Consider the following 1,573-nt stretch of genomic DNA (forward strand, 5'->3'; position numbering starts at 1 on the left):
ATGAAATCATATTTTCTGACTAAGTGATCAGTCACTCTGCGGCGTTACAACTCCGGTCACATAGCTACGGCTATGCTCCCTTCGTTGTGCCTTGCATGGTAACTGCCCACTTAGCCAGAAAATATAATTTCATTTGGCCAACTACTTAGTTATGCTTGGTTGAAATAAATATTGAATAGGATCTGATGGGGAGGAACTTTTATAAGAAAGAACAGTCCTAATCATTATCATTAATTCAATAACTCAACAATTCAATGGCTGATCCATATTTTAACTCACCTTCATTGTATTCGGTATTTCAGAAAGCCTATGAGTCTGTTATGTCGAGCAGTGGCTTGGCTTTTAAAGACTGGCCACAGCAAAGTGGTTTGGTATTTGGGCTGCGAGTTGATCAAACTGCACCAAGTCATTATGTAAACCCATTGATTCCATATGGTGAAAGCTACCTTAACCCATTAAGCGACTCCCGTTTTAAAACAATGCCAGTCAGGGTTATTTATTCTCAAGAATCTGAACAAAGCGAGCCGTCAGACTTATCATATAAACCCAAGGCATACCGGGAGGTAGACAAAAACACCAGAATTCTTACCAGTCAATCAGAATTAAGAATTGATCGGGTTTGGAGTATGGCCGGTGAAGCGAATTCTCACACATACTTTTTAAATGTTAATCATCCTCCACTTACCTTAACGTTAAAGAATACTGCTGGAAACAGTTTTTCAGGTTCAGGGAGATCAACCTCACAAAGCTCATCAGTTGTTGATATTCGTCACAATCCTGGTGAAAGTTCCAATCCATTACCCAATAATCAAAATCTTGTTTATCCATTCTCTACGCCAACGGTACCAATATCTATTATTAACTCTCAAATAAATAATAGTGAACAGCAGCAGCTAAATACATTTCCTGCAGGGAATGAGTTGGATTTTCAAGCTTCTGCTTCAGGATCTGGTGAATCTCTGACCATTGCTCATGATAAGGCTTACCAACAGTCCGAGAAACGGAAGGCTTACTGGAGGGCTTACGCACAGTCCGAGAAAGGGAAGGTTTCCAGACGAGCCTGGGCGCAGTCCGAGAAAGGGAAGGCTTCCAGACGAGCCTGGTTGCAGTCCGAGAGAGGGAAGGCTTACTCGAAGGCTTACCAACAGTCCGAGAAACGGAAGGCTTACCGGAAGGCTTACGCACAGTCCGAGAAACGGAAGGCTTACCAGAGGGCTTACCGTATGTCTAAGAAAGGGAAGGCTTCCAAACCAGCCAGGGAAACGTCAGAGAAAGGGACGACTTACGCACAGTCCGACAAGTGGGAGACTTACATGGAAGCTTACAATACAGTTTTCAAGAATACCGGTAATAAAGAAAGCAAAAATCGCTGGTGAGCAAGCTGCCGCCTGCATAAGAGAGTCGAATAAAAAATAATGAGCTTGAATCAACCTCTATTTCTTCCCTCCTATCCGTTTTCAAACTGGCTGAGTAGTCATACCAATCGAAGGGTAAGAAGGTATTGGTCGTTGTCCACTGTAAGTAGTTGGCCAAATGGAATCGTATATTTCTGGCTAAGTGGGCAGTTACTATG

1 protein-coding gene is annotated in these 1,573 nt (G+C 42.8%); it reads left to right on the forward strand.

From position 1 onward, the window contains the following. The first annotated feature begins 920 nt into the window (after positions 1-920). On the forward strand, positions 921-1,376 hold the full coding sequence (locus KDK15_RS12070; RefSeq protein ID WP_257295605.1) for a hypothetical protein: 456 nt from the start codon (positions 921-923) through the stop codon (positions 1,374-1,376). Positions 1,377-1,573: the final 197 nt, after the last annotated feature.

Origin of the sequence: Endozoicomonas sp. YOMI1 (assembly GCF_024606345.1) — a bacterium.
Lineage (GTDB): Bacteria > Pseudomonadota > Gammaproteobacteria > Pseudomonadales > Endozoicomonadaceae > Endozoicomonas.